Annotated in this window: 11 protein-coding genes, 1 tRNA gene and 3 rRNA genes; 5 read left to right on the top strand and 10 right to left on the bottom strand. The window is 52.9% G+C overall.

Translation table 11 applies throughout. The annotated features are described in order from the left end of the window. Positions 1-222: 222 nt before the first annotated feature. Positions 223-2,007, top strand: a complete 1,785-nt coding sequence (locus tag K0J45_RS19070) for a DUF885 domain-containing protein (RefSeq protein ID WP_220043708.1) — start codon at positions 223-225, stop codon at positions 2,005-2,007. Between the two features lie 106 nt (positions 2,008-2,113). Further along, positions 2,114-3,103, top strand: coding sequence for an alpha/beta fold hydrolase (locus K0J45_RS19075; RefSeq protein ID WP_258406729.1), 990 nt, complete (start codon positions 2,114-2,116; stop codon positions 3,101-3,103). Here the strand turns inward: K0J45_RS19075 and K0J45_RS19080 are convergent. From K0J45_RS19080 to K0J45_RS19100, 5 genes are all read right to left on the bottom strand, one after another. Further along, complete coding sequence (locus K0J45_RS19080) at positions 3,092-5,584, bottom strand: putative bifunctional diguanylate cyclase/phosphodiesterase (protein WP_220043709.1); 2,493 nt, start codon at positions 5,582-5,584, stop codon at positions 3,092-3,094. The two genes, K0J45_RS19075 and K0J45_RS19080, sit on opposite strands and share 12 nt — an antisense overlap. A gap of 481 nt (positions 5,585-6,065) precedes the next feature. Further along, a tRNA-Asp gene (locus tag K0J45_RS19085) sits at positions 6,066-6,142 on the bottom strand. 36 nt (positions 6,143-6,178) lie between these two features. Next, a 5S ribosomal RNA gene (gene rrf, locus K0J45_RS19090) occupies positions 6,179-6,294 on the bottom strand. Between the two features lie 132 nt (positions 6,295-6,426). Beyond that, a 23S ribosomal RNA gene (locus K0J45_RS19095) occupies positions 6,427-9,319 on the bottom strand. Between the two features lie 250 nt (positions 9,320-9,569). Next, positions 9,570-11,112, bottom strand: a 16S ribosomal RNA gene (locus tag K0J45_RS19100). The 16S, 23S and 5S rRNA genes sit together here with 1 tRNA gene alongside, the layout of an rRNA operon. A gap of 544 nt (positions 11,113-11,656) precedes the next feature. Here K0J45_RS19100 and K0J45_RS19105 point away from each other — a divergent pair. Continuing rightward, a complete protein-coding gene (locus K0J45_RS19105; protein WP_011867519.1) occupies positions 11,657-12,214 on the top strand; it encodes a gamma carbonic anhydrase family protein in 558 nt (185 codons plus the stop codon). A gap of 134 nt (positions 12,215-12,348) precedes the next feature. On the opposite strand, the gene K0J45_RS19110 is transcribed toward K0J45_RS19105, so the two are convergent. Together K0J45_RS19110 and aroE are read right to left on the bottom strand one after the other, a co-directional pair. Next, the gene (locus tag K0J45_RS19110) at positions 12,349-12,621 is read right to left on the bottom strand and encodes a DUF1488 family protein (protein WP_220043710.1); all 273 of its coding nucleotides are present in this window, start codon (positions 12,619-12,621) and stop codon (positions 12,349-12,351) included. Positions 12,622-12,659: 38 nt separating this feature from the next. Continuing rightward, entirely contained in the window at positions 12,660-13,487 is an 828-nt protein-coding gene (aroE, locus tag K0J45_RS19115; RefSeq protein WP_220045363.1) for a shikimate dehydrogenase, read from the bottom strand. 188 nt (positions 13,488-13,675) lie between these two features. On the opposite strand from aroE, the gene K0J45_RS19120 reads away from it, so the two are divergent. Further along, positions 13,676-14,104, top strand: coding sequence for a group II truncated hemoglobin (locus tag K0J45_RS19120; RefSeq protein ID WP_220043711.1), 429 nt, complete (start codon positions 13,676-13,678; stop codon positions 14,102-14,104). Positions 14,105-14,160: 56 nt separating this feature from the next. Here the strand turns inward: K0J45_RS19120 and hemF are convergent, their stop codons facing one another. From hemF to K0J45_RS19135, 3 genes are all read right to left on the bottom strand, one after another. Continuing rightward, positions 14,161-15,072: an oxygen-dependent coproporphyrinogen oxidase gene (gene hemF / locus K0J45_RS19125; protein WP_220043712.1), complete on the bottom strand. Its 912-nt coding sequence runs from the start codon at positions 15,070-15,072 to the stop codon at positions 14,161-14,163. A gap of 18 nt (positions 15,073-15,090) precedes the next feature. Continuing rightward, positions 15,091-15,648 (bottom strand): L-threonylcarbamoyladenylate synthase type 1 TsaC, encoded by a 558-nt coding sequence (tsaC, locus tag K0J45_RS19130; RefSeq protein WP_011867524.1) that lies wholly within the window; start codon positions 15,646-15,648, stop codon positions 15,091-15,093. A 102-nt stretch (positions 15,649-15,750) separates the two neighbouring features. After that, the gene (locus K0J45_RS19135) at positions 15,751-16,314 is read right to left on the bottom strand and encodes a DNA topoisomerase family protein (protein WP_220043713.1); all 564 of its coding nucleotides are present in this window, start codon (positions 16,312-16,314) and stop codon (positions 15,751-15,753) included. 137 nt (positions 16,315-16,451) lie between these two features. On the opposite strand from K0J45_RS19135, the gene K0J45_RS19140 reads away from it, so the two are divergent. After that, positions 16,452-18,263, top strand: a complete 1,812-nt coding sequence (locus K0J45_RS19140) for a collagenase (RefSeq protein ID WP_220043714.1) — start codon at positions 16,452-16,454, stop codon at positions 18,261-18,263. Positions 18,264-18,266: the final 3 nt, after the last annotated feature.

Raw genomic sequence — 18,266 nt, forward strand, 5'->3', positions numbered from 1 at the left:
TTTGAACCCCTCAGCCAATATTGTTTTTTGTCTGGTCTGAAGTTGTTGCAACTATAACATGCATTTTTTAACGATATGCATGACTTATGTTCAGCTTTCGACTTAACTCTGCTGCAATACCTGCTCACAATTTATCTAGCGCCGTGGGTGACCCGCCAAATTGAATATTGCATAATCGTGAAACCCATTCCTGGGCCCATAATAATGACAACAGGACCACCCATGTATAAACCCTTAGCCCCTTGCCTACTCTTACTCAGCCTCACGGCCTGCCAAATGGCCCCTACGGCGGATGTCGCCACGGCGCCCAAAACCAGTGTCAGCCAGAGCCATCAGCAGTTACAGCGCATCATAGACGATGCCTGGCAACTTAGATTAGAGTCTAGCCCAGAAATGGCCTACGCACAGGGAGACGAGAAGGCGGCGGGTAAACTGGACGACCTCTCACCCGAGGCGCTGGCAAACCATAACCAGGCCGAACAGGCCCTGTTGGTACGCCTCAAGGCCTTGGATTTGGCATCGCTCGATAAGGCCGATCGCATCGACGCTCAGATACTCATCTATCAGTTACAAAACAGTGTCGATCAGTACCGTTTCCACGACCATTATCTGCCGATCACCGCAGAGAGCGGCTTTCACGCCTATATCGCCTCCATCGCCAAGGGAAACTTCAACAGCGAGGCCGATTACCGCAATTACCTCAGCAAGCTTGAGGCTCTACCCCGTTATTTTGCGCAGCAGACCTATTGGCTGAAACAGGGTCTGGCCGAAGGCATCACCCCGGCTAAGGTGGTCTTAAATGGCTTCGAAGAGAGCATTAGCGCCTTCATAGTACCGGTTGAACAGAGCGGTTATTTCAAGCCCTTCACCCACTTTCCCAAACACTTTACCGAGACTCAGAAAGCCGAGTTGACGGCGCAGGGCAAGGCTTTGATTGAGCAGAACGTACTGCCCAGCTATCAGGCCTTCTATGATTTCATGACCCAGGAATATATCCCAGGCGCACGCCAAAGTATTGCCGCCTATGATCTTCCCGACGGTAAAGCCTTCTATGAGAATCGCGTACGCTACTACACTACGCTGCCCATGACCGCAGACGAGGTGCACCAACTCGGGCTAAAAGAGGTTAAGCGCATTCGCGCCGAGATGCAGGCGATCATAGATAAGCTCGGCTATCAGGGCAGCTTCGCCGATTTCCTCCACTTCCTGCGCACCGATCCTCAGTTCTACGCCAAGACCCCGGAGCAGCTGTTGAAAGAGGCCGCCTATATCGCCAAGAAGGCCGATGCCATGCTGCCGAAGTTCTTCGGCAAACTGCCGCGCACGCCCTATGGCATCCAGGAAGTGCCCGCCGAGATCGCCCCCAAATACACCACAGGGCGTTATTCTGGCGCCAGTGGTGATGATCAGCCCGGCTATTACTGGGTCAACACTTATGCCTTGGACAAACGTCCCCTGTATGAATTAGAAGCCCTGACCCTGCACGAAGCCGTACCTGGCCATCACCTGCAGATCTCCCTCAACAAAGAGCTGACCTCCCTGCCGAACTTCCGTCGTTACAGCTATATCTCGGCCTTTGGCGAGGGCTGGGGACTCTACTCTGAGTATCTCGGACTGGAAGGCGGTTTCTACCAAGACCCCTACAGCAACTTCGGCCGTCTGACCTACGAGATGTGGCGCGCCGCCCGCCTGGTGGTCGACACAGGCATGCACGCCAAGGGTTGGACACGTCAGCAGGCCATCGACTATATGGCCGGCAATACGGCGCTGTCGCTTCACAATGTCACGACGGAGATAGACAGGTATATCTCCTGGCCGGGACAGGCACTGTCCTACAAGATAGGCGAACTCACCATCAAGCGTTTACGCGCCAAGGCCGAACAGGCACTGGGTGAAAAGTTCGACATCCGCGCCTTCCATGACGCCGTCTTGGCCAATGGATCTGTGCCCATGGCGCTGCTGGAACAGCAGATAGATGACTTCATCGCCGCTCAGGCCGCTCGCTAGCCCCTCCAGCGTATTAATGGCTTGAGGAACTTAGCCCCCTCAAGCCATTAATCGCCATAAGATATCGTGTTACACTCAGGCATCTTGTCCTTAATTCAGATCGCCCATGTCCACAGCCCCAGTCTCTACAAGCACTGACACTATCGCCACCTCACTGCCGGCTTTTTCCAGCGAACTGACTGACAATCGTCAGCAGCTAGATGCTTTCTGGCAGGGTGTCGAGCAGGGTTATATGACGACAGGCGATGGACTCAAGCTGGCCTACTGCGTGGCCGCTCACCCCGAGTCGAATCAGGCGATAGTGATCAGCAGCGGTCGTGTCGAGGCCTACCTTAAGTATCAAGAGCTGATCTTCGATCTCTATCAGCTGGGATATAGCGTCTACGCCCTGGACCACAGAGGACAGGGGCTTTCAGACAGGCTAACCGACAATCCGCACCAGGGACACATAGAGAAATTTACCGACTATGTGAATGACCTTGGCCACTTCGTCGATAGCCTAGTCATTCCCAAGCAACATGATAAGCTGTTTCTGGTGGGGCACTCCATGGGCGGCACCATAGCGACCCTGTATCTGCAGCAGGCACCAAATGTGTTTGATGCAGCCGTGTTATCGGCGCCCATGTATGGCATCTGCCTGCCTATGCCTAAGCCCTTCGTGCGTTGGTTGGCCGGACACCTGGACAATGGCTCGAGCAACAAGCCCAACTACGTCTTAGGGGGCAAGAACTATCAACCCGTCCCCTTCGAGCAAAACGAACTCACCCATAGCGCTAAGCGCTATCAAGACTATCGTCGGTTGTATGAGACCTACCCGCAGCTGCAGCTGGGCTCCCCCACCAACCGTTGGCTAACCGAGTCCCTCGATGCCTGCGAGCAAGCAGTAGAAGCCGCGAAACACACTCAGACGCCTATCTTGATCTTACAGGCAGAGGAAGACTCCATCGTCGACAATCGCGCGCAAGATGCAGCCAGGGGAGAGCATTGCCACCTGTTTAAGGTCGCCCATGCCCGTCATGAGATCTTTATCGAAAGGGATAGCGCCCGCAACCAGGCGCTGGGACAACTGGCAGACTTTTTCAGCCTACACGCTTGATAGCAGCGGCCTATCTCCAAGCCTTACCAGCAGGCGAGCCAACTCTTCGCCCGGCATGGGGCGGTGGAATAGATAACCTTGATACAGGTCGCAGCGATAAGCCTTGAGCAGCTCGAACTGAGACTGGATCTCCACGCCCTCGGCGACAAACTCAAGATTCAGGCTGTGAGACATATCGATCATGGCCTTGACGATAGAAGCAGAGGCCTCGCCATCACCCATGTCTCTGATAAAGCTGGCATCTAGCTTGAGGCGATTCAGCGGCAACTCCTGCAGATAGCTCAGCGAGCTATAACCCGTACCAAAGTCATCCACGGCGATGCTGATCCCCGCCTCTCTCAATTGCGTCATGGTCTGGCGCACCTGCTGCAGATCTGTCAATAACACATGCTCGGTAAGCTCAAGTTCGATATGGGTAGGGCTGATGCCTTGAGCCTTTAGCATGGCCAGTAACTTAGGTGCAAACTCATCCTGGTGGAACTGACGCGCGCTGACATTGATCGAGACCATAGGTGGGCGAATACCTTGTTCCTGTAACCCACGAATGAAACGGCAGGCCTCCAACAACACCCACTCACCCAGTTCGACGATCAGGGCGCTACCCTCGGCCACAGGGATAAAGTCGGCCGGCGAGATAGCCCCATGCTGTGGATGGTGCCAGCGCAGCAATGCCTCGACCGAGGCGATCTCGCCCTTGGCGTTTAGCAAAGGCTGGTAGAAGAGAGACAACTGATGACGTGCGACGGCGTGGACCAGCTCGGTGCGGATCATCAGATTTTGTGCGGCACGCTTATCCATCTCACTGCTGTAGACCACACAGGCATCGCGTCCACTCTCCTTCGCCTGAGCCAGCGCCATATTGACCCGTTTTAATTGTTGCTCCGGCGGGATCGCCTCGCTTGGATCGATGATGGCGATCCCCACACTGGCGGAGAGATTAAAGGTATGGCCACTGATGTGGAAGCTGCGGGCGATCAGCTGACGCATCTGACTCGCCAGGGCCTGAGCTCGACGCTGGGCACCGAGAAGATCCTCCGGCAGCTTCTTCACCAGAACCACGAACTCATCGGCGGCCACACGGGCGATCAACGAGTTAGAAGAGAAGTAACTGGATAACCTGGCAGCAATCTGGATCAGCAGTCTGTCGCCACCATGATGCCCGAGGGCATCGTTGACTACCTTAAAGTTATCCAGATCCAGCATAAACAAGGCCGCGCAGCTTCCCGACTCATCCTGCTGCTGATACAGGGCGTCCATCAAGGCCCGGCGATTGGCAAGATCCGTGAGCGGGTCGTGCTTGGCCTGATGCATCGCCGCCTTCTGGTTACGAATATCCTCTGTCACATCGGACAGCGTGCCTATCATGCGTAGCGGCTTACCCTTCTCGTTCCACTCGACTGTCATCCCCCTGTCGAGCACCCAGATGTAATGCCCCTGCTGATGACGCAGTCGATGCACGCTCTCAAACTCCTCGGTTTCCCCATTGAGGTAGGCGTTAAGGTTTTTGAGTATCCCCTCTTTGTCCTCGGGGTGCAGCCGGCTCTCCCAGGTTGCCAGCTCGGGCACTAAGTCTTCAGGCCCGTAGCCCAACATATCCTTCCAGCGGTCGGAGAGAAATACGCTATTGTCCTCCAGGTTCCAGTCCCAGATACCATAACGTGAGACCTCTACGGCAAACAGCCATCTCTGCTCGCTATCCTTAAGCTGTTTCGCCCCCTGTTGGAACCTATCCTTAAAGCGACTAAGATTCTGCTCCAGGCTATGCAATTCAATGAAGGGAGACTCGATTGTCTTTTGCCTGGAATCGGTTTCACGCTGGCCCAGGGCCGCCGCCTGGCGACTCAGATAGCGAATCGGCGACAACACGAAATAGTAAAACAGGCCGAGCAAGACCAAGGCGGTCGCCAAGGCAATCGCGCCCGTTCGCATCAAGCCGACTAAAACGGTTTCATCGCTAGCGGCCAGCATGGGCGCCATATCATATTCGAGATAGATGAGTTCGGGACGTTCGACCGACAGAGAGGAGAGCTGTGGGGTGATAGGATAATAGGCCTGGATCGACTGACGCTTATCATTGAAGTAGATGCGAGATCTGCCCTCTGCGACGCTGTCATCGTGGGCCAGGCTCTCGTAACCATCGATCACCAACTGCGCCGAGCTGTCGCGCCATACCCCATGATTTGCAAAGCGTATGTTACCCCTGCGATCGATAAGCGTATACACAGAGAGACGAATATCGCTACCGAGCAGGGCCAGTTCCTCTTCCACCCGCGTGAAGTCTTGCGCCTTGGCCGCCATCGCTACTAGGTGATTCATCCGCATCAGCCCCTGAGACAAGTGCTCTACCTGGGAGGCGGACACATAATCTCGACGTTGCTGACGCTCGACAAAGTAGCTACTGGTAATAAAAAACGCAAACAGCAAGACACACACCAGAGGTGCGAAGAGAATGAGCGAGGGACGTGAGAAAAATTTCAGCAAAGCCACTGCACCTAAAAAAGGGTCGTCAGACGTAACACATCTTATCAATACAGGATCAATTGCGTGTGTTTGTGCCGATTATGCCACATTTAAGTTACTTAGTGACTAAACATTATTGCATTTAGCTATAAGCATATAGAGATAAGCTAGGACGGCTTAAGCTAGTGAAAGCCAGAAACGAAAAAAGCCTCTGCACTCTTATGTACAAGAGCATGCAGAGGCTTTCGTCTTAATGTTGGTGGGCGCATATCGCAAAGTGATGGGCTCATGCGCGCGAAGTGAAACGAGCTGGGGAGGACGGGACTCGAACCCGCACTCTCACTTTCTATTGAGACAGAGCCTAAAAACGCCATGGAAGGAGTGAATGCTGTAGATTATCAGGAATAATCTCAGCACAGCTGAACTTCTGCTCTCGACCACAAGCTTTTTGCACACAACGAAAAAAGCCTCTGCATTACTGCAGAGGCTTTCGTCTTAATGTTGGCGGAGCGGACGGGACTCGAACCCGCGACCCCCGGCGTGACAGGCCGGTATTCTAACCAACTGAACTACCGCTCCTTTAGTAAAACGCTTACGCGGGATACTAAATTAGGCGCCTGGAAATGACCTACTCTCACATGGGGAGACCCCACACTACCATCGGCGCGATTGCGTTTCACTTCTGAGTTCGGGATGGGATCAGGTGGGACCACAATGCTATGGTTTCCAGACAAAATTGGAAATTCGGAAAGCTGTACTCTTTATTCAAGAGTCAATCTGAGTTCGCACTTCAATCAAGTACTTTGTATTCTTTTGATTCGGTAAACCATTACTTACTTTGCAGTAAAACCCTTTTGGGTTGTATGGTTAAGCCTCACGAGTCATTAGTACAGGTTAGCTCAACGCCTCACAACGCTTACACACCCTGCCTATCAACGTCCTAGTCTCGGACGGCTCTTTAGAGACCTTAAAGGTCTAGGGATGACTCATCTTAGGGCTCGCTTCCCGCTTAGATGCTTTCAGCGGTTATCGATTCCGAACGTAGCTACCGGGCAATGCCATTGGCATGACAACCCGAACACCAGCGGTTCGTCCACTCCGGTCCTCTCGTACTAGGAGCAGCTCCCTTCAATCATCCAACGCCCACGGCAGATAGGGACCGAACTGTCTCACGACGTTCTGAACCCAGCTCGCGTACCACTTTAAATGGCGAACAGCCATACCCTTGGGACCGACTTCAGCCCCAGGATGTGATGAGCCGACATCGAGGTGCCAAACACCGCCGTCGATATGAACTCTTGGGCGGTATCAGCCTGTTATCCCCGGAGTACCTTTTATCCGTTGAGCGATGGCCCTTCCATTCAGAACCACCGGATCACTATGACCTGCTTTCGCACCTGCTCGACGTGTATGTCTCGCAGTTAAGCTGGCTTATGCCATTGCACTAACCGTACGATGTCCGACCGTACTTAGCCAACCTTCGTGCTCCTCCGTTACTCTTTGGGAGGAGACCGCCCCAGTCAAACTACCCACCAGGCACTGTCCTCAACCCCGATTCAGGGGCCAGAGTTAGAACATCAACACTACAAGGGTGGTATTTCAAGGATGACTCCACGAGAACTGGCGTTCCCGCTTCAAAGTCTCCCACCTATCCTACACATGTAGGGTCAATGTTCAGTGCCAAGCTATAGTAAAGGTTCACGGGGTCTTTCCGTCTAGCCGCGGGTATACGGCATCTTCACCGCAATTTCAACTTCACTGAGTCTCGGCTGGAGACAGCGTGGCCATCATTACGCCATTCGTGCAGGTCGGAACTTACCCGACAAGGAATTTCGCTACCTTAGGACCGTTATAGTTACGGCCGCCGTTTACCGGGGCTTCGATCATGAGCTTCTCCGAAGATAACCCAATCAATTAACCTTCCGGCACCGGGCAGGCGTCACACCGTATACGTCATCTTGCGATTTTGCACAGTGCTGTGTTTTTGATAAACAGTTGCAGCCACCTGGTATCTGCGACTCCCGTCAGCTTAGAGAGCAAGTCTCATCACCAACAGGAGCGTACCTTCTCCCGAAGTTACGGTACCATTTTGCCTAGTTCCTTCAGCCGAGTTCTCTCAAGCGCCTTGGTATTCTCTACCCGACCACCTGTGTCGGTTTGGGGTACGATTCCTGCTAACCTGAAGCTTAGAAGATTTTCCTGGAAGCATGGCATCAACTACTTCATCACCGTAGTGACTCGTCATCAACTCTCAGTATTAGGTGCCCGGATTTGCCTAAGCACCCTACCTACAGCCTTAAACGCGGACAACCAACGCCGCGCTAGCCTAGCCTTCTCCGTCTCTCCATCGCAGTTAGCAGAAGTACGGGAATATTAACCCGTTTCCCATCGACTACGCCTTTCGGCCTCGCCTTAGGGGTCGACTCACCCTGCCCCGATTAACGTTGGACAGGAACCCTTGGTCTTTCGGCGAGGAGGTTTTTCACCCCCTTTATCGTTACTCATGTCAGCATTCGCACTTCTGATACCTCCAGCGTGGGTTACCCCTTCACCTTCAACGGCTTACAGAACGCTCCTCTACCGCACCAGCGCAAGCGCTAGTACCCATAGCTTCGGTGTATTGCTTAGCCCCGTTATATCTTCCGCGCAGGCCGACTCGACTAGTGAGCTATTACGCTTTCTTTAAATGATGGCTGCTTCTAAGCCAACATCCTAGCTGTCTAAGCCTTCCCACATCGTTTCCCACTTAGCAATAACTTTGGGACCTTAGCTGATGGTCTGGGTTGTTTCCCTTTTCACGACGGACGTTAGCACCCGCCGTGTGTCTCCCGAGTAGTACTCATTGGTATTCGGAGTTTGCAAAGGGTTGGTAAGTCGGGATGACCCCCTAGCCTTAACAGTGCTCTACCCCCAATGGTATTCGCTCGAGGCGCTACCTAAATAGCTTTCGAGGAGAACCAGATATCTCCCGGTTTGATTGGCCTTTCACCCCCAGCCACAAGTCATCACCGCATTTTTCAACATACGTGTGTTCGGTCCTCCAGTTGATGTTACTCAACCTTCAACCTGCCCATGGCTAGATCACCGGGTTTCGGGTCTACACCTTGCAACTAAACGCGCAGTTAACACTCGGTTTCCCTACGGCTCCGCTATTCGCTTAACCTCGCTACAAAATGTAAGTCGCTGACCCATTATACAAAAGGTACGCAGTCACGGTCTCAAGAACCGCTCCCACTGCTTGTACGTATACGGTTTCAGGTTCTATTTCACTCCCCTCACAGGGGTTCTTTTCGCCTTTCCCTCACGGTACTGGTTCACTATCGGTCAGTCAGGAGTATTTAGCCTTGGAGGATGGTCCCCCCATATTCGAACAAGATATCACGTGTCCCGTCCTACTCGTTTTCACCTAAAGTTAGTTTTCATGTACGGGGCTATCACCCTGTATCGCTGTGCTTTCCAACACATTCCACTAACACCCTCTAGGCTTAAGGGCTAATCCCCGTTCGCTCGCCGCTACTAGGGGAATCTCGGTTGATTTCTTTTCCTAAGGGTACTTAGATGTTTCAGTTCCCCTCGTTCGCCTCACTAAGCTATGTATTCACTTAGTGATGACACCTTATGGTGCCGGGTTTCCCCATTCGGACATCGTTAGCTCAAATGCTTGTTACTAGCTCGCCAACGCTTTTCGCAAGTTACTACGTCCTTCATCGCCTCTGACTGCCAAGGCATCCACCGTATACGCTTAGTCACTTAACCATACAACCCAAATGAGTTTCATCTGAGCTGCATCGCAACTAATGGTTTCAACTTTCGCCAAAAGAATACTCAAGTCACTTGATTAAAGTGTGTTTTGAGAACTCAATTATTTTCGCAATAACCTTTCGGTTATTACTATCAGCTTTCCAAATTTTTAAAGAACAAGCATCGTCGCTCGGACGTGCCACTCGCTCTAACAAGAACAAGTTATCTGTGTGAACACTCAACAAATATCAGTCAATCGTATAGGTAAGGAGGTGATCCAGCCCCAGGTTCCCCTAGGGCTACCTTGTTACGACTTCACCCCAGTCATGAACCACACCGTGGTAAACGCCCTCCCGAAGGTTAAGCTATCTACTTCTGGTGCAGCCCACTCCCATGGTGTGACGGGCGGTGTGTACAAGGCCCGGGAACGTATTCACCGTGGCATTCTGATCCACGATTACTAGCGATTCCGACTTCATGGAGTCGAGTTGCAGACTCCAATCCGGACTACGACCGGCTTTGTGAGATTAGCTCCACCTCGCGGCTTCGCAACCCTCTGTACCGACCATTGTAGCACGTGTGTAGCCCTACTCGTAAGGGCCATGATGACTTGACGTCGTCCCCACCTTCCTCCGGTTTATCACCGGCAGTCTCCCTAAAGTTCCCGGCATTACCCGCTGGCAAGTAAGGATAAGGGTTGCGCTCGTTGCGGGACTTAACCCAACATTTCACAACACGAGCTGACGACAGCCATGCAGCACCTGTCTCAGAGTTCCCGAAGGCACCAATCCATCTCTGGAAAGTTCTCTGGATGTCAAGAGTAGGTAAGGTTCTTCGCGTTGCATCGAATTAAACCACATGCTCCACCGCTTGTGCGGGCCCCCGTCAATTCATTTGAGTTTTAACCTTGCGGCCGTACTCCCCAGGCGGTCTACTTAATGCGTTAGCTTGAGAACCCAGTGTTCAAGACACCAAATTCCGAGTAGACATCGTTTACGGCGTGGACTACCAGGGTATCTAATCCTGTTTGCTCCCCACGCTTTCGTACCTGAGCGTCAGTCTTTGTCCAGGGGGCCGCCTTCGCCACCGGTATTCCTTCAGATCTCTACGCATTTCACCGCTACACCTGAAATTCTACCCCCCTCTACAAGACTCTAGTTGACCAGTTCGAAATGCAGTTCCCAGGTTAAGCCCGGGGCTTTCACATCTCGCTTAATCAACCGCCTGCGTACGCTTTACGCCCAGTAATTCCGATTAACGCTTGCACCCCTCGTATTACCGCGGCTGCTGGCACGAAGTTAGCCGGTGCTTCTTCTGCGAGTAACGTCACAGCTAACGGGTATTAACCGTTAACCTTTCCTCCTCGCTGAAAGTGCTTTACAACCCGAAGGCCTTCTTCACACACGCGGCATGGCTGCATCAGGCTTGCGCCCATTGTGCAATATTCCCCACTGCTGCCTCCCGTAGGAGTCTGGGCCGTGTCTCAGTCCCAGTGTGGCTGATCATCCTCTCAGAACAGCTAGGGATCGTCGCCTAGGTGAGCCATTACCTCACCTACTAGCTAATCCCACCTAGGTACATCCAATCGCAGAAGGTCCGAAGATCCCCTCTTTTCCCCCGTAGGGCGTATGCGGTATTAGCAGTCGTTTCCAACTGTTATCCCCCTCGACTGGGCAGTTCCCTAGGCATTACTCACCCGTCCGCCGCTCGTCAGCAAAGTAGCAAGCTACTTTCTGTTACCGCTCGACTTGCATGTGTTAGGCCTGCCGCCAGCGTTCAATCTGAGCCATGATCAAACTCTTCAATTAAAAGTTTTTGTGGACCTAAGTCCGACTCAATGAATTCTGATTCACATAAATGACTCGGAAGAATCATCTACATGTTTGTACATATTGCTATGAACACTCACTATCTCTAGTGAAACTAGATTTAGTAAATCATGCATTGAGATTTAAATCGTTTTCGATTAACTCAATACCTGTGAGTGCCCACACAGATTTCTTGTTTTATCTTGTTAAAGAGCATTGCATCATTATTTTCGATGCCGCCGCTGGCGCCGGGCCGTTGGCTTAGGGATGCGTATTCTACACTTCCCGATGTTGGCGTCAAGTGATTTTTAAGAAGTTTTTCAACTTTTCACTCGGACCATCTGAAGGCTGTTATCGTCGCTAAGCAGCGCCGTTTGCCGTGTCAGTGGGAGCGCATTATAGGGAGCAGAAACTTTTACGCAAGGGCTTTTTTAAAGAAAAGTGCTACTTTTGCATTGTTTGCACGCTTTTTCGCCTGACTAGCTACTTTTTCCCCATTATACTGGGTGACCCTCACTCATTTGGCCGTTTTAAGGACCTAGCCATGACAAAATCTATCCGTGCCTATAAGGGCGTTAGCCCACAATTTGATGCCAGTGTGTATATTGATGAAGCCTGTGTACTCGTCGGCGATATTGCATTAGACACAGATGCCAGCGTCTGGCCCATGGTGGCAGCGCGAGGCGATGTGAATCATATCCGCATTGGTAAACGTTCGAACGTGCAGGATGGCACCATATTACATGTGACCCGTAAGTCGGCCAGCCGCCCCGAGGGTCATCCACTGCTTATCGGCGACGATGTCACCATAGGCCATAAGGCGATGTTGCATGGCTGCCAAGTGGGTAATCGTATCCTTATCGGCATGGGCGCCATCATACTGGACGGCGCGGTGATAGAAGATGACGTGATCTTAGGCGCGGGTTCTTTGGTGCCCCCAGGCAAGACACTGGAGAGTGGCCATCTCTATGTAGGCAGTCCAGCTAAGAAGGTAAGAGCGCTGACCGAGGCAGAGATAAAATTCCTCCCCGAATCGGCCGACAACTATGTCCGCCTGAAGAACGAATACATTGAAGAGGCGTTACAGGATTTACCGACCTAGACGTTTATCGGCTGGCTGGACATAGTTAGGCCTTAACTAGCTAAACCTTAAAAAGCCTGGATTTAAAAGGCGTCGATATCTCGACGCCTTTATGACGACTAGAAGTAGTCAGTAGCGAAAGATAGCAGCGCAAATTAATCGACACGCTCTACCTGGATATGACCCTGAACGTCGAACGCCTCCTGCTCGATCAACTTTTCTGCCTGCTCCTCGATATCGAAACGAAACTGCTCAAACAAGGAAAGCGCCTGTTCGCTGTTGTTAATCTTCTCTGCCGCAAGATGCTCCAGCACCTTCTGCCCTATGTAGCAATCGATCACCATTCCTTGCTGCTGCGCCGTAAAATGAATGGCGCTTAGCTGGGCATCCCAGGTCAGTTGCTCGGTAAATATGATGCTTTGGTTCATGGCCCATTACTCCTGTTGCCAATCGATATGAGTGCTTATCACACCTGCGCCGCGAGGTCACTACGCAGCGTCGCCAATACGGGCTCGACGGCGGGCTCGACACCGCGCCAGATGGCGAAGCTCTTGGCAGCCTGTCCCACCAGCATCCCCAGACCATCGATCGTCTGACTCGCCCCCTGGTCTAAGGCCCAGCGATTAAAGGCGGTGAGCTCCCGGCCATACATCATATCGTAGCAGACGCTATGGGTGGCGATAATCGCCTTGGGCAGATTCGGCAGCTCGCCACTCAAACTGGCTGAGGTTGAGTTGATCACTATATCGAAGCTATGAGTCAGTTGATCCAAGGTACTGGCTTTCACCTGACCATAGGCCTTAAATGCCTCGGCCAGTTGCTCCGCCTTGCTATGGGTACGGTTATGTATTGTCAAAGAGTCGATACCGGCATTCAGCAGCGGCAATATGGCGCCGCGCGCCGCGCCACCTGCGCCGATGAGTAAGACACTCTTACCGCACAGGCTACCAAGGTGACGCTCGAGATCCGCCACCAGCCCCAAGCCATCGGTATTGTCGCCCTTGATGCGGCCATCGCCCAGGAGAGTGAGGGTGTTCACGGCGCCGGCAAGCTTGGCCTCATCACCCAGGCAATCACACAAGGCATAGGCCTGCTCTTTGAACGGCAGGGTCACGTTGGCCCCCTTGCCACCATGTTCGAAGAAAGCTTGCAGAGATTCGGCGAAACCATCGAGGGGCGCCAAGATGGCTTCATATTGCAGCGACTCGCCCGTCGACTTGGCGAACGCCTGATGAATAGCCGGGGATTTGCTATGCCCTATGGGATGGCCAAATACGGCGTATCTGTCTTGCACCTGCTGCGTCATGGGGATATGGTCTCTATTTGATTCGATTGCGCTCAGTCTACTGAGCTTTTTCGGTGAAGCAAAGGGTGCCAGCATGCAATCTCTTCAGGGAAACTTGGATTGATTGCGACCGGAGAATCGGCTAGTGTGCCGTTTGAAATCCAACACTGGTAAAACAGAGCCCGCGAGAGAGTCAGATGAAGTGGTTAAAAAAGATGATGGCTAAGCCTTCGGCCGAGCGCGATCCTCAGCAATCGAACGCCTATGACAAAATTGGTGGAGAGAAGGTGATCCGCGCGCTTGCCAAGCAGTTTTACCATCAGATGCAGACCAGCCCAGATACCCAGGCCTTACTGGCCATGCATAGATCCCCCATTGCCGAGTCGGAACAGAAGCTGTTTGAATTTCTCAGCGGCTGGCTGGGCGGCCCCCAGCTGTTTCATCAACGTCATGGGCATCCGGCCCTGCGCGCAAGACACATGCCCTTTAGCATAGACGAGACGATGCGCGATCAATGGCTACTCTGCATGCAGCGGGCATTGGCGATAGAGATTAAAGAGCCGCAACACAGGGAAGCCATCTACCAGGCGATCTCGACGCTCGCCGACCATATGCGCAACCAATAAAGTATTGCCATTGTCCTGATTAAAAAAGGGCTCATTTGAGCCCTTTTTTATATTCCTTATGCCTCTAACCACTCTCTCGGCTTGAGGAAATCGCTGTAAAGCTCGGCCTCTGGGCTGCCCGCCTCAGGGGTATAGGCATACTGCCAGCGCACCAGCGGCGGCATAGACATCAGGATAGACTCGGTACGACCGCCGGTCTGCAGGCCAAATAGTGTGCCTCTGTCATACACAAGGTTAAATTCCACGTAGCGGCCACGGCGATAGAGTTGGAAATCACGCTCACGCTCACCGTATGCCGTCTCTTTACGCTTCTCGACGATAGGGGCATAGGCCTTCAGGAAGCCTTCGCCCACCGCCTGCATGAAGGCGAAGCTGTTTTCGAACCCTGGCTCGTTAAGATCGTCGAAGAAGAGGCCGCCGACACCACGGGTCTCGTTACGATGTGGCAGGAAGAAATACTCGTCGCACCATTTCTTATATTTAGGGTAAACGTCTTCACCGAAGGGCTCACACAATGCCTTGGCACTCTGATGCCAGGCCACCACATCCTCTTCGAACGGATAGTAAGGGGTCAGATCGAAGCCGCCGCCAAACCACCAAACGGGATCCGCCCCCTCTTTCTCGGCGATGAAGAAGCGCACGTTGGCGTGGGTCGTCGGCACATAGGGGTTGTTTGGATGGATCACCAGGGAGACGCCCATGGCCTCGAAGCTGCGTCCGGCCAGCTCGGGTCTATGGGCGGTAGCCGATGCCGGCATGGCCGCACCTGTCACGTGGGAAAAGTTTACTCCGGCCTGCTCAAACACCTTGCCCTTAGTCAATACGCGGCTGGTGCCGCCACCGCCCTCTTCCCGCTCCCAGGAGTCGGCGACAAACTTGGCCTCGCCATCGAGTTGTTCCAGGCCTTCACAGATCCTTTGTTGCAGGTCGAGTAAGAATGCTTTGACTTGGGTGGCATCAGGCTTCATAAAAATTCCTTGCTATGGTTATCGTAAAATCTTTCCGCTGATCACATCTATGATGGTCGATGGTTTAGGCTCGGCGCCCAGGCTACCGGCCACCAGACCATCTATCTTGCCATCAAACTGACGTATGACTTCCTCTGGAGTCAAGGCGGGCTCTTCCCCGGTCAGGTTGGCACTGGTCGAGACGATGGGCTTACCCAGCGCCTGACATAGCGCCTGCACGCCAGGATGATTAGAGACGCGCACGGCGAGGGAGTCAAACTGACCACTCAAGAGGCTAGAGAGCCCTGGTCGTTTCGGCATGATGAAGGTAAAGGGGCCTGGCCACTTGTCGAAGGCCGACTGTAGCTGTGCCTCGGTGAGGACAGAACTATCGATATAGGGCGTTAACTGATTGAAATCGCTGGCGACCAAGATCAAACCTTTCTGCCATGGACGCTGCTTTAAATCCAGCAGCTTCTGAATCGCCTCATCGTTGTCGGGGTCACAACCCAGCCCATAAACGGCCTCGGTCGGATAGGCTATGACGCCTCCTTGCAGTACCGTTTCAACCAGGGCAGCGGGATCTTGCTGTAACATGTCGCCTTACCTTTCTGTGTTCAACGGGTCGACTTGACCCTATGGGTCGAGATTATACAGACAAAGCTAATACGAACAATGGCGGCAAAGGATAAACAGGCCCTATAGCGGGCGCTTGTACTTACAACTCTTTTGCGGACATTCCAGGCGCATACCGGCGGCGCCCTTGCGCTCGACTAAGATACCGAAGCCGCAATCGGGGCAGGTTTCCTGCACGGGCGGATAATTCACCAAGAACTTACACTTAGGATAGGCACTACAGGCGTAGAAGCTTTTACCGAAACGGCTGGTTCTATGCTCCATCACCCCTTTATGACAGCTGGGACAGGTGACGGCCTCGGCGGGGTCTTCCTGATCCTGCTTCTCGATATGCTTACAGTCAGGATAGCGGGTACAGCCGATGAAGATACCGAAACGACCCGACTTTACTGCCAGCTCGGCGCCACATTCTGGGCACTCTGAGCCTTCGATCACCTGAGACTCGATCGACTCGTGATGCACCAGGGGCCGGGTGTAGTCACAGCTGGGATAGTTGTTGCAACCGATGAATCCACCATGTTTACTGTTTTTCACCGACAGCTCACAACCACACTTAGGGCAGAGTTCATACTCTTTCTCCAGTGCATGCTCGTGTGAACTAAACAGTTGATCATCTATCTTAGACATGGTTTTCTCGACAGCCGGTGACTCTAGCTATTTTACCAAGCTCTACAGCGCCTTGGGAATCGAATGTGCACTTAATTTATAGCTAGTCTTCTTTTTGGGACTGAAGTATATTGTATGCAAAATAACAAGGAGACCCTATGTTGCGTCAATCCCTCTGCGCCCTCTTGCTCATCGGCCCCAGCCTCTTGGTGGGCTGCAGCGTCACTGCACCAGGACAGATAACCCCAACCCCAAGACAGATAGACTCGATCTTTATCAATGAGCTAAGCGCCTTACCGTCACAGCAGCTCTTCAGCCATGACCACCCCTTTCTCGATACCGCCAGCTTAGATAAGGCACTACAAGCCATCATGCAGAGCCAGGATGAGGCGAGCCTAGACGCCCTGCTCTATTACCTAAGGGCCTTTAGCTATTTCGGCCCCATGGATAAGCTGACCGATACCGAATATACCACTCTGACAGATGCCTTAAGCCGACTTGGTAATAGTCAGTTGATCGCTCAGGCGCCCAGATTACAAGAACACTTCGCGGTAACCCTGTATCGTTACTATGGAGTTGATGACAAAGATGACAAAGTCAATGACCAGCGCGCCCAGCAGCTTGCTAGCTTGCTCCCCCTACTGAATCGGCAACTACAACATGCCGCAAAGCAAGCGCCTAGTCAGGCAGCAGATTATGCCCTGTGGGAGACACTGAGAGCCTATGGCATGCTGCTCAATGTCGCACGCAAACAGCCTGAGGGCGCACTCAATAAGCAGTTGATCGCCGCCGAACTGAATAAGCCCCTGCTCGACTTTGCCGCCTCAGTACAAAGCCTGCATGGTCAGCAAGATTGGCCGAGAGCCAATGCCTATTGGGCACTGGGCCTCTACCGCCTGGCACTCCCCAGCGGCGAAGAGGGCAAGATCACTCCGGCAGAACAGGCACTGGACGATGCCATGGTAAGACTCGCCGAGCAGGATGTCGCCCAGCGTGGCGAGGCCGCCAAGACCACCTATACCTTGGGCTATCATGTGAACGCCTTCGCCGGTCTGGAGGCCTGCAAGGCCCGCAGCAGTGTCTGTCAGATACCCGAGCTGTCGCAAGTCTTACCCATACGCCATCAATGTTCGGATAGCCTGTATATCCTGGCGCAAGATCTCACCCCAGATGAACTGAGTATCAGCTGCACTAAGCTCACCTCACAGGAGGCCAATTTTCATCGACTGCTCGAGACTCAGCATCAGCCGACCGCCAACGATAACAATGACGCGCTGCAGGTAGTGGCCTTCAAGAATTGGAGCCAATACAACGCCTACGGCCAACTGCTGTTCGACATAGGCACGGATAACGGCGGCATGTATATCGAAGGCACGCCGTCAAATCCCGATAATCAGGCCAGCTTCTTCGCCTATCGACAGTTTTGGATCGCGCCTGAGTTTGCCATCTGGAACCTGAATCATGAATATGTGCACTATCTCGACGGCCGCTTCGTGAAATATGGCGGCTTCGGCCATTTCCCGCGCAAGCTGGTGTGGTGGTCGGAAGGGTTGGCCGAGTACGTCTCCAAGGGCAATGACAATCCATCGACCTTAAAGGTCATCAAGGCTAAATTCGATGAGGCGCCGGATCTCAAGACTATCTTCGCCACCGAATATAAGGACGGTCTAGACAGAACCTATAAGTGGAGTTACATGGCGATCCGCTTTCTGGCCGAGCATCATCCCAAGGAATTGGTACGTCTAAGCCATTACCTGAAGACAGATTATTTTGAGGGCTATGAGAAGCTGCTCGATGAACTCACAGAGCAGCAAAGTGCTTTTTCAAACTGGCTAACCGAACAGGTTGCCCAATTTGAGGAGCATGACACAGATAAGGCGCCCAAGATAAATAAGCTTAATCGCTACGCCTATCGCGATTATCTGATGCCGAGTCACCTCAAATTAGATGGGGCCCATCAACATTTTTAATCA

Source organism: Shewanella alkalitolerans, from assembly GCF_019457575.1.
Lineage (GTDB): Bacteria > Pseudomonadota > Gammaproteobacteria > Enterobacterales > Shewanellaceae > Shewanella > Shewanella loihica.